Here is a 10,951-nt window from a genome sequence, read left to right on the forward strand (position 1 = left end):
AAGATTAGACCGGCCGGATCACGCCTCGCGCAGTTCCGACGGCGTCGCGCCGAAGCGCTTGCGGAAGGCGCGATTGAAATAGGACAGATCGGAAAAGCCTGAGGAATGCGCGATGTCGCTGATCTTGCGCGTCCTGGCGCGGGGATCGCAGAGCAGTTTGCGCGCCTGGAGCAGGCGCTGCTCCAGCACGAATTCGGTGAAGGTCGTGCCGGCCTGCTCGAACAGGCGCTGCGCCTGGCGCGGGCTGAGGCCCGAGCGCGTCGCGATCTCGGACAGGCAGAGATCGTTGCGGCCGAGCGCCGCCATCACGTCGGCGCGCATGAGATCGAGACGGGCCGCCGCATGCCCGCGTCCGCGCGCAAGGCTGGCATGCTCGGCGTCGGTCCCGAGCAGAAGACCGACGAGATCAATCATGTGCTGCGCGGTCAGACGCTGCCCGACCGCATCGAGATGCGGCGCCTGATTGGCGGCGAGCGCATGGTAGCGGAAGATGGTCTCGGCGACCGCGCCGTCGGAGAGCACCTGCGACAGCTTCTCCTCTGCGCGCGGATTGATGTCGAGCAGCGCGCGGCGCGGCATGCGGATGGTGGTGAAGCGCTCCTCGTCGGTGTGGCCGACAGTGCCGGTGATGCTCATGTCGGCGAGCACCATCTGCGCCGGCGCGAGTTCGACGGTGTGACCGTTCTGCCCGACGCGGACGCGGCCCGCATGTCCGACAATCAGGACGAGATCGTCGCTGCCGTCGGCAAGGTGGCTCTGCGTGCGTGAATATTGTGCGGAAGCGCCTTCGGGAATGGCGAGCGCGATGTTGTCGACGACGCTGACCTGGAGCCGGCAGTCGATGCTGTCGCCCCGGCTCGGCCCGATATCGAGGCCGCAGGACCCGAAGACCCGCTCGCGCCAGTGCTCGAACTCCGGACCGTGCGGCAGCCCCGCATATTGGTGAATGAAGATGCCGGGAGCCTTCACTGCATCCATCTGATTTTCTCACCCTCTCCGGCATCGCGCTCAGCGGCGCCGCCTTCAAATTCCGGGCATTTGACGCCGCCAAGTGCAGCCAGGTTCAAATCGGGAGCGGGAATCGGCGGGACTTGTCGGATTACGACGACAGGATGGACCGTGGCGACAGTTTCTGCTGGTAGCTCGAAGCAGAGCGGAATGCCGGACAGTTGTCGTCCGGATTGCGCTCCATCCGGGCCACGACGCTCTTCGCCAGGACGATGAAATGTTGGGCTACTTCGCCGGCTGCGCCGGCGGCACGGTTTCGATCAGCTTGCCGGAAAACACCGGCGCCGAGGTCGGCTGGCCATTGGGCGAACCGCCGGCCTGCTCGACCGTGACGGCGTAAGTCGCGCCGTTGACGACGTCGAAATCGTAGGAAGCCAGCAGCGGACGCGCGGTGAAATCGCTAGCACCGATCACGCCGAGCGAACGCGGGCGCGGCAGCTTGTCGGAGATCAGCCAGAGCTCGAAGCTCTTGCCGGGCTCCGGGGTCGCGCCGACCTTGCGGACCGTGAAATTCCGCGTCGCGCCGTCGATGGTGAGAATGAAGGCGGGGCCGCCGCCCTGGCCCTGCAGCAGCGCGACATATTGCGCGGAGGGGGCGAGCGGCGCGGCCGGTGTCTTCACTTCCACAGTCTGGATGCGCGGCGCGGGACGCAAGGCACCCGGCAACGCATCAGGGAGGAATATCTGAAGCGACAGCGCCACGAGCAGCGCGGCCGCAAGCGCGCCGACGGCGGATGCGATGTTGCGCCAGCGCTTCACGCGCCCCTCGATACGGATCACATTGCCGTCCTCGACGGCCGGCGCCTGCGGCGCGCGACCGACGTTGAGATCCGGAGCATGGACTTGCGGCATGAACTGCGGCGCGATGTCCGGAATAGCGTCGGGCTCGGCACGCGATGTCTGCGGCTGCTCCGCTTCGGGATGCGGCGGCTCCGGGGACTGCACGCCGGCCGTCGACGATTCCGAAGAGGCAATGTCCAGCGAAGGCAATTCCGGTATGGGTGGCGGTGCAGCCTCGACATGCGGCTCCTGCGCAAGGGTCGTGCGCGCGATCTCGGACCTGATGTTCTCCCACACGATCGGACGCGGCTCGACCAAGCCGACCATCTGGTTGAGCGCGCCGAGCCGGAAGGCCCAGGCCTGCACGATATCGGCGAACGCCTTGTCCACCGCCATCATGGTCTCGACCTGCGCGCGCTCGTCGGCGTCGAGCGTACCGAGCGCATATTCCGCGGCGAGCGCGATATGGTCCTCCGTGTAGGCCATCACTGTCCTTCATCTCTCCCCATTGGGGAGAGGTGGACAGTCGTTGCCGCGCTGGTACCTGCCACTCTCATCATCCACTAAAGCCCGAGGCACTCCCGGATATCCAGCATGCTGCGCCGCAGCCACGTCTTCACCGTGTTGACAGGCGCAACGAATTTCTCCGCCAATTGCTCACGGCTCCAACCGTTGTAATAGGCGAGAAGCACGAGCCGCTGGCGGTCCGGCTCAAGCCGGCCGATACATTCCAGGAGCCGTTTCAACTCCTCGGTCATCTCCCTCCGCGCCAGCGGATCAGGACTATCGGCCGCCACCTCCATCGCCTGAGGCTCTTCCTCGATGGAGACTTCCGACTTCTTGCGCACAACGTCGATCGCACGGTTGCGGGCGATCGACGCCATCCACGTGATCGGCGAGGACATGGCCGGATTGAACTGGCCGGCGCTGTTCCAGATCTTGACGTAGGTCTCCTGAATGACCTCCTCTGCGAGATCCTGCCGGCGCAAGATACGGAGCACGACGCCATAAAGTTTCGCGCGCGTGGCGACGTAGAGCCGCTCGAATGCGGCCTGATCGCCCTTCGCCACCGCCTCAATCAGCCCGACCAGCTCTGCTGGCGTCAGCATTCAGCCCCCCACCGCCCGTCGCTTTCCGCGCAAGCCCAGGCACGTCGCTACCATAGCGCGCGACAAACCTGACCACCAAGAGGCGCGGCGCCTCCACTGTGGACAGCAAATATGAAAACCCGGACCTTGCGGTCCGGGTTTGGCAGATTTTTCGGCGGTCGGGCTGCTGGCGCCGTTAGGCGACGGCGCCGATGCGGGCGCGCATCAGGCCGATGCTGTCGAGGTCGGCCTGCTCGCGGGCGTTCTCTTCGGCGCGCTCACGGGCCTGGTCACGCTCGTCGAGGAGCTCGACCTTCTTCAACTCCTCGAAGGCTTCGGCCAATGCGGCCTTGGCTTCGTCGAGTTGGCCCTTGAGCTCGTCGGCCGAGCGGGTCAGGTTCTCGCGGCGCTGGATCGCAGCCTTGGCATAGGTCGGGTAGGCGAAGTGCGAGGGATCGTTGATCCCGGCGCGCTCCTGCTCGGTTTGGATCTCGCGCTCGAGATCAACCGACATCCGCTGGAAGTCGGCGATCATGGTCTCGATCTGGGTGACCCGGCGGCGCTTCTCGTCGACCTGAAATTTCTTCAGGCGAATGAGGGTATCACGTGACTTCATCGACTCGTACTCCCCAGAAGTCCCCTCGCTGCACGTGGGACGGCACCGGTCTCCCCACAGGCCCGATTGCGGCCAAGACCGGCTCTGCTACTCTGTGGGATCGGATGATGACCTGACAAAGTTAGCGTTCCGTTTCCAAATCACCCAGGATTTGCGCCAACTGGCGATAGCCGTCCGCGAGTGATGCATTTTCGTCCTTGCGCTGGCGGAGGAAGGCCTCGAGCGGCTCGTGCAGGCGGATCGCTTCGTCGACCTCGGGGCTGGAGCCGGCCCGGTAGGCGCCAAGCCGGATCAATTCCTCCATGTCGGCATAGGTCGCCATCACCTGTCGTGCCCGCTGGATGGTTGGCCAGAATTGCGGATCGGCCGATTTCGGCATGGTGCGGGAGACGGATTTGAGGATGTTGATGGCGGGGTAGCGACCGCGCTCGGCGATCGAGCGCTGCATCACGATATGGCCGTCGAGGATACCGCGGACGGCGTCCGCAATTGGCTCATTATGGTCGTCGCCGTCGACCAGCACCGTGAAGATCGCGGTGATGGCGCCCTCTCCCAGGCCGGGTCCGGCGCGCTCCAGGAGTTTGGGCAATTCGGTGAACACGGTCGGCGTGTAGCCCTTGGCAGTCGGCGGCTCGCCGGCGGATAGACCAATCTCGCGCTGGGCCATGGCAAAGCGCGTCACCGAGTCCATCAGGCAGAGCACGTCCTTGTCCTCGTCGCGAAAATACTCAGCGACCGCGAGCGTCAGATACGCCGCCTGGCGGCGCATAAGCGCCGGCTCGTCCGAGGTCGCCACCACCACGACGGAGCGCGCAAGCCCCTCCTCGCCGAGATCGTCCTGCAAGAATTCCTGCACCTCGCGGCCGCGTTCGCCGATCAGCCCGATGACGCTGACCGCCGCATCGACGTTGCGCGCCAGCATCGACAGCAGCACCGACTTGCCGACTCCGGAGCCCGCGAAGATTCCCATGCGCTGGCCCCGGCAGCAGGTGAGAAAGGTGTTCATCGCGCGCACGCCGAGATCGAGCGGGGCGCCGACGCGCTTGCGCGAATGCGCGGGCGGCGGCGTATTGCGGAACGGCATCGGCGAGGAACCTTGCGGCAGGGGCCCCTTGCCGTCGATCGGCTCGCCCAGCGCATTGACGACGCGGCCGAGCCAGGCCGCTGACGGCCGCACTTGATTGGCGGCATTGGCGATGACCGCCTTGCAGCCGCGGCGCACGCCGTCGAGGCCGGCGAACGGCATCACCACGGCATTGTTGCCGGAGAAGCCGATCACCTCGCAGGGGATCGAGCGGTTGGCGCCGGTCTCGATCACCAGCCGCGCACCCACCGACATTGCGTGAATGGGACCGGCCACCTCGACCATGAGGCCGCGCACGCCGACTACACGGCCATAGATATTGACGCCGTCGATGTCGCCGATCTGTTCGGCCAAAGCCTTCATAGGTGGGCCTTCATGAGGTGCGCGCCTTCGTCGTCCGGGGCTTCAAGGTGAAAACCTTAAGTTTCGCCATATTTCTGAACGGCGCTTAACTTCGTGTTTACCCGCATCATTAATCATTGCGTCACTGTCTTTGAGACTGAGCGTGACTTCCCTTCAGAAGAAGGCTGAGTCGCGGGAGTCGGTTAGGCCCGCCTCTTAAAGTGGAGCTTGAACAGAACCGGGTGACGAAAGCTGCTTCGCACGCAAGACCTTAGGGCGATTCGACAAAAATTGCACCGGGGGGACTTGCGTTCCAGAATCAGAGTTTGTTAACCATCTGTTGTCAGGATCCGAATCAGTTGTTCAAAGGCGTTTTGTTGAGTGCCGCGAATGCGGCCGACCTGACGCCCAGGAGCGGCGACTATGGGGAACTGGCATGCGCGTTTTGCTGATTGAAGATGACAGCGCCGTCGCGCAGTCGATCGAGCTGATGTTGAAGTCGGAGAGCTTCAACGTCTACACGACCGATTTGGGGGAAGAAGGCGTCGATCTCGGTAAACTATACGATTACGACATTATTCTCCTCGACCTCAATCTGCCCGACATGTCCGGCTACGACGTGCTCAAGCAGCTCCGGGTCTCCAAGATCAAGACACCGATTCTGATCCTCTCCGGCCTCGCCGGCATCGAGGACAAGGTTAAGGGTCTCGGCGTCGGCGCCGACGACTACATGACCAAGCCCTTCCACAAGGACGAGCTGGTGGCCCGCATCCACGCGATCGTGCGCCGCTCCAAGGGCCATGCCCAGTCGGTCATCCAGACCGGCGACCTCGTCGTCAACCTCGACACCAAGACGGTGGAAGTCGGCGGCCAACGCGTGCATCTGACCGGCAAGGAATATCAGATGCTGGAGCTCCTCAGCTTGCGCAAGGGCACGACCCTCACCAAGGAAATGTTCCTCAACCATCTCTATGGCGGCATGGACGAGCCGGAGCTGAAGATCATCGACGTCTTCATCTGCAAGCTCCGCAAGAAGCTCGCCAACGCCTCCGAGGGACGCAACTTCATCGAGACCGTGTGGGGCCGCGGCTACGTGCTGCGCGAGCCGCACGAGGCCGACGAGCGCATCCCGGCCTGATCCTGGTTTACGTCGCGAGCCCTCGGGCTCGCTCCTCCCAGCCTGAACCCCGCCGCAAATGGCGGGGTTTTGTTTTTTGGGGACGCCAAGGCGCCTCATCGTCCTCCCGACATTGAACCGCTATCCTTTCTCCGCCGACGAATGGTCGCTGCACGATGGGGGAACGATGATCCTGCAATCACTCGCCGGCCTGCCCGCCTTCCTGGTCTATTTCTGCACCGGGCTGATCGCCATCGTGGCCTATCTGTTCGTCTACACGCGCATCACTGCGCATAACGAATTCCAGCTCATCCGCGACAACGAGCCGGCCGCGGCGATTGCGCTCGGCCTCAGCCTGCTCGGCTTCGTGGCACCGCTGGTCAGCGCCATCGCCCATTCGGCCAATGTGCTCGATTGCCTGATCTGGGCGACGATCGCACTGGTCGTGCAGGTCATCGTGTTCTTCCTCGTGAAGGTCCCGGTGCCGAACCTGTCGGCGCGGATCTCTGCCGGCGAGCTTGCCCCGGCGATCTGGCTTGGCCTGTCCTCGCTCGCCGCGGGCCTGCTGAACGCCGCCTGCATGATCTACTGACATGGCCGACAAACCCTCCAAAAAGGAGTTCGGCAAGCGCCGGCAAGTGGCCGAGCTACCGCCTCGGAGGCCGCCGGTGAAGCGCTCCGGCCATGTTGCACTGCTGGTGATGGGCACGATCGCGGTCGGCACCACCGCCTACACGATGATGCCGCAGACCTGCGAGCCGCCTCCGCCCGGAACGGAAGCGCCAGCTCAGGCGAGCACCCCGTGCAGCAGCCGAAGCAGTTCCTCGAGCGGTGGCAGCAGCTCGCGTTGGTCGTCGCGATCGAGCTTCTTCAGCAGCGATTCCTCGAGCCATTCCTCGTCGGGAACGTCGTCCGAGTCGGGCTCCGGCAGCGTGAGCCGCGGCGGCTTCGGCTCGTTTGGCCATGGCTTTTCAAGCGGCGGCTGATCCATGCAACGCATCGTCTGTCTCGAGCGCAACGACTGGCGAGAAACCGCAGCGCAATGCGGTTTCGTCTTCCACACCATCGACGGCGAACGCTATTGGGACGAGCGCGCTTATTACAGCTTCACCCTCGACGAGATCGAGCGCGACATCGAGACGCCGACCGGCGAGATCGAGGCGATGTGTCTGGAGCTTGCCGGCCGCGTCATCGGCGACGAGCGCTACCTGCGCAGCCTGAAGATTCCGCGAGCATTTTGGACCTTGATTGCCGAGAGCTGGGAGCGCGACGACCGCAGCCTCTATGGCCGGCTCGATCTCAAGTTCGACGGCGAAGGTCCGGCAAAGCTGCTCGAATACAATGCGGATACGCCGACTTCGATCTTCGAAGCCGCGGTATTTCAATGGACATGGCTCGAGCAGGCGATCGAACGGCGCATCATTCCGTCGCATGCCGACCAGTTCAACTCCATCCACGAGCGGCTGATCGCCGCGTGGAAGGAGATCGCCGCCGGCCGCCACGTCCATCTCACCGGCATTACCGGCAATGAGGAAGACGCCGGCACGCTGGCTTATCTCGAAGACACCGCGCGCCAGGCGGGGCTCTCGACCAGGCTGCTCGACATCGAGGCGGTCGGCTGGCGCGATGATGGTGGCGGCTTCGTCGATCTCGACGATTGCGATATCGGGCTGGCCTTCAAGCTCTATCCCTGGGAGTGGATGTTCCACGACGCCTTCGGCGCCAAGCTCAAGGACGCACCGACGCGCTGGATCGAACCGCCGTGGAAGGCCGTGCTCTCCAACAAGGGAATCCTGCCGCTGCTGTGGGAGATGTTTCCGAACCATCCCAATTTGCTGCCGGCCTTCTTCGAGGATGATCCTCGCGCTGCTGAACTCGGAACGTCCTATGTGCGCAAGCCGCTGCTGTCGCGTGAAGGCGCCAATGTCACGCTTGTATCTGGCGGCATGCCGCTCGACGCGCAGGCGGGCCCTTACGGCGCCGAAGGTTTCGTGCGGCAGGCGCTATCACCGCTGCCGAACTTTTCAGGCTTCTATCCTGTGATTGGAAGCTGGCTGGTGAACCACGAGCCGTGTGGCCTCTCGATCCGCGAAGACGAGAGCCCGATCACGGGCAACCGCTCGCGGTTTCTGCCACATGCGATATTGTGAGGCGTATGACAGATGAGATCACCGCGCCGCAGCCACCTTCAACGACGGCGGCATCAAACCGCCCATAGGGCGGCCGGAGCGCAAGGGGTTGAGCTGATAGAGACCGCGGCGATCGGCGATGGGGCGGAACGCATCAGAGATGCCGATGACGGATTCGGCGGCGCCAAGCAGCAGCGTGCCGTCGGGCTCCATGGCCTTCGCCATCCGCTCGAAGATCACCGCCTTGGTGTCCTGGTCGAAATAGATCAGCACGTTACGGCAGAAGATCACGTCGAACGTGCCGAGATGGGAGAAGTCCTGCAACAGATTGAGCTGGCGGAACTGCACCATCGATCGAATGTCGGGATTGAGCTGCCAGACGTCCCCGACTTGCGTGAAGTGTTTCACGAGGAGCTGAATCGGCAGGCCGCGCTGCACCTCGAACTGGCTGTAGATGCCGGCTTTGGATTTCTCCAGCACCTCCTGCGACAGATCGGTGGCGACGATCTCGATACGCCAGCCGGCGAGCGCAGCACCCATCTCCTTCAGGCACATCGCGATCGAATAGGGCTCCTGCCCCGTCGACGATGCCGCTGACCAGATCCGGAGTGACCTGCGTGCCGCGCGCGCCTGGACCAGACCTGGAATGATCGTCTCGCGCAAATGGTCGAACGGGATCTTATCGCGGAAGAAGAAGGTCTCGTTGGTGGTCATGGCTTCGACCACGTCGGTCGCGAGCCGGCCGTCACCATTCCTGATCTTCAACACGAGATCGGGAATGCCCGATAGGCTCGCCTTGCGGGCCAGCGGCAGCAGCCGGCTCTCGACCAGATATTGCTTGTCGGCCGACAGGTCGAGACCGGAGCGCTCCTTCAGGAACTTGCGCAAATATTCGTAGTCAACCGGCGTCACGAGCGGTCCCCCGCGAACAGACGATTGACCTTGGCGCCGATCTGGTTGAGCGGCAGGATCGCCGCGCAGATGCCGGCATTGGCGGCCGCGCCCGGCATGCCCCAGACGACGCTGGAAGCCTCATCCTGCGCGATGACACTGCCGCCGGCAGCGACGATGTCCTTGCCGCCGCGCATGCCGTCGGAGCCCATACCCGTCAGGATCACGCAGAGGATGCCGCCGTGCCAGATGTCGATGGCGGAGGTGAAGAGCGGGTCGACCGCAGGCTTGCAGAAATTGACGGCGGGGCCGTCGTCGAGCGCGATCACAGTGTCGGTGCCGCTGCGCACGACGCGCATGTGCTTGCCGCCGGGCGCCAGGTAAATCCGTCCCCGCTTCACCGGCTCGCCGTCGATCGCCTCGGCCGCCGGCTTGCGGCTCGAACGCGCCAGATGCTCGGCAAGAATGGTGGTGAAGGTCGGCGGCATGTGCTGGGTGATCAGCACCGGGACGCGATCGATCACCGGGCCGAGTTCGGTGACGAGCGCCATCAGCGCCTGCGGACCGCCGGTTGAGGAGCCGATCAGCAGCACCTTTGGCGCCTGGGTCGAGAACGGGCGCGTGGCCGGCGCTCCCGCCGACGGCGCGGCCGAAGCCGGCGCGGTGGACCGCGCGACGGCCGCTGCACGTACAACCGACGCGGGGCTCGCGGGCGCCAGCGGCGGGCTCGCAACCGCGGACCTCCTGCGCAGGCGCGCGCCGAGGTGGCGGATCTTCTGGACCAAATCGTGGTGGAAGATGTCCGCGGCCGACGCCTCGCGCGTCGACTCCGGCTTCGGAATGTAGTCGGCCGCGCCGAGCGACAACGCCTTGAAGCTGATCTCCGCGTTACGGCGGGTCAGCGTCGAGGCCATGATGATGACCAGATCGCGCTTCTTCGCCAGCAGTTGCGGCAGTGCCGAGAGGCCGTCGAGCTCGGGCATCTCGATGTCGAGCACGGCGACATCGGGGTTGATGCGTTCGATCTGGTTGACCGCCTCGAGCCCGGTGCGCAGCGAGGCCGCAACCTCCATGTCGTGCTCGGCACCGACCCAGCGCGAGATCAGACCGCGAATAACGACGGAATCGTCGACGATCATCACCCGCAACGGGCCCGCCTCGCGCGACGAGCCCGTGGTCGAATTACCTGCGAACGCAACACTCATTACTCACCAACTCAGACTGAAACGGTTCAGTTGAAAACAAGCGCCGAAGGATCCGTTCAGCCTCCGGGCGATCGCTCAGATAAGGCCGACTTCCTGGAATTTCGCCGTCACGATGTCCTTGTCGAAGGGTTTCATGATGTACTCGTTGGCACCGGCGTGCAGCGCGCGCGCGATGTGCGCGACGTCGTTCTCGGTGGTGCAGAACACCACCTTGGGCTGATCGCCTCCGGGCATGCGCCTGAGATGGCCGAGGAACTCGTAGCCGTCCATGATGGGCATGTTCCAATCGAGCAGCACCGCATCGGGCAAGCCGCGCTTGCAGGCTTCCAGGGCCTTCTCACCGTCTTCGGCTTCGAGGATCTGGAAGTCGAGGCCCTCCAGGATCCGGCGCGCAACCTTGCGGATGACGCTGGAATCATCAACGACGAGACAAGTTCGCATGTGAACCTCTGCTTCCTTCCCCTTTGCCGGGGCGCTTTCAGTTGCAGGCCCGATAACGGCGATGCCGCCGTATCAGGCTGCCATCATCTCGGGCGCGAGCTCGAGGACGCGATCGACGTCGAGGACAACCATGAGCTGGCCGTCGAGGCGATGGACGCCGCCGGCGAGCTTGGCCATGCGGGGGTCGAGGTTGACGGGGTTGTCTTCCTTGCCGTCCTCGGGCAGGCGCAGCACCTCGCCGATCTGGTCG

The 10,951-nt window shown here is 64.3% G+C and carries 12 protein-coding genes and 1 pseudogene; 4 read left to right on the plus strand and 9 right to left on the minus strand.

The window, feature by feature from the left end:
• Nucleotides 1–18 precede the first annotated feature (18 nt).
• The 5 genes from IVA96_RS06120 to fliI form a co-directional block, all read right to left on the minus strand.
• Nucleotides 19–978 (minus strand): AraC family transcriptional regulator, encoded by a 960-nt coding sequence (locus tag IVA96_RS06120; protein WP_247416140.1) that lies wholly within the window; start codon nt 976–978, stop codon nt 19–21.
• 255 nt (nt 979–1,233) lie between these two features.
• The gene (locus IVA96_RS06125; protein ID WP_247416143.1) at nt 1,234–2,274 is read right to left on the minus strand and encodes an anti-sigma factor; all 1,041 of its coding nucleotides are present in this window, start codon (nt 2,272–2,274) and stop codon (nt 1,234–1,236) included.
• 77 nt (nt 2,275–2,351) lie between these two features.
• On the minus strand, nt 2,352–2,897 hold the full coding sequence (locus IVA96_RS06130) for a sigma-70 family RNA polymerase sigma factor (protein ID WP_247280851.1): 546 nt from the start codon (nt 2,895–2,897) through the stop codon (nt 2,352–2,354).
• Between the two features lie 175 nt (nt 2,898–3,072).
• Entirely contained in the window at nt 3,073–3,492 is a 420-nt protein-coding gene (fliJ, locus tag IVA96_RS06135) for a flagellar export protein FliJ (protein ID WP_011084990.1), read from the minus strand.
• A gap of 121 nt (nt 3,493–3,613) precedes the next feature.
• Complete coding sequence (gene fliI / locus IVA96_RS06140) at nt 3,614–4,939, minus strand: flagellar protein export ATPase FliI (RefSeq protein ID WP_247280852.1); 1,326 nt, start codon at nt 4,937–4,939, stop codon at nt 3,614–3,616.
• A 415-nt stretch (nt 4,940–5,354) separates the two neighbouring features.
• On the opposite strand from fliI, the gene IVA96_RS06145 reads away from it, so the two are divergent.
• The 4 genes from IVA96_RS06145 (at nt 5,355) to IVA96_RS06160 (ending at nt 8,185) form a co-directional block, all read left to right on the plus strand.
• A complete protein-coding gene (locus tag IVA96_RS06145; RefSeq protein WP_016848562.1) occupies nt 5,355–6,056 on the plus strand; it encodes a response regulator transcription factor in 702 nt (233 codons plus the stop codon).
• 166 nt (nt 6,057–6,222) lie between these two features.
• Nucleotides 6,223–6,627, plus strand: coding sequence for a DUF350 domain-containing protein (locus IVA96_RS06150; RefSeq protein ID WP_100181150.1), 405 nt, complete (start codon nt 6,223–6,225; stop codon nt 6,625–6,627).
• A gap of 1 nt (nt 6,628) precedes the next feature.
• The gene (locus IVA96_RS06155) at nt 6,629–7,021 is read left to right on the plus strand and encodes a hypothetical protein (RefSeq protein WP_247280853.1); all 393 of its coding nucleotides are present in this window, start codon (nt 6,629–6,631) and stop codon (nt 7,019–7,021) included.
• A 3-nt stretch (nt 7,022–7,024) separates the two neighbouring features.
• Complete coding sequence (locus tag IVA96_RS06160) at nt 7,025–8,185, plus strand: glutathionylspermidine synthase family protein (protein ID WP_247416146.1); 1,161 nt, start codon at nt 7,025–7,027, stop codon at nt 8,183–8,185.
• A gap of 18 nt (nt 8,186–8,203) precedes the next feature.
• On the opposite strand, the gene IVA96_RS06165 is transcribed toward IVA96_RS06160, so the two are convergent.
• The 4 genes and pseudogenes from IVA96_RS06165 to IVA96_RS06180 all read right to left on the minus strand — a co-directional run.
• The gene (locus IVA96_RS06165) at nt 8,204–9,076 is read right to left on the minus strand and encodes a protein-glutamate O-methyltransferase CheR (RefSeq protein ID WP_247416148.1); all 873 of its coding nucleotides are present in this window, start codon (nt 9,074–9,076) and stop codon (nt 8,204–8,206) included.
• Nucleotides 9,073–10,260, minus strand: coding sequence for a chemotaxis response regulator protein-glutamate methylesterase (locus tag IVA96_RS06170; RefSeq protein WP_247416150.1), 1,188 nt, complete (start codon nt 10,258–10,260; stop codon nt 9,073–9,075). The genes IVA96_RS06165 and IVA96_RS06170 overlap by 4 nt, the downstream gene beginning before the upstream one ends.
• A 75-nt stretch (nt 10,261–10,335) precedes the next feature.
• Nucleotides 10,336–10,701, minus strand: a complete 366-nt coding sequence (locus tag IVA96_RS06175) for a response regulator (protein WP_008138864.1) — start codon at nt 10,699–10,701, stop codon at nt 10,336–10,338.
• A 72-nt stretch (nt 10,702–10,773) separates the two neighbouring features.
• Nucleotides 10,774–10,951 (minus strand): annotated as a pseudogene (locus IVA96_RS06180) (chemotaxis protein CheW); the annotation flags it as partial.

This window comes from Bradyrhizobium sp. 159 (genome assembly GCF_023073795.1).
Classification (GTDB): Bacteria; Pseudomonadota; Alphaproteobacteria; order Rhizobiales; family Xanthobacteraceae; genus Bradyrhizobium.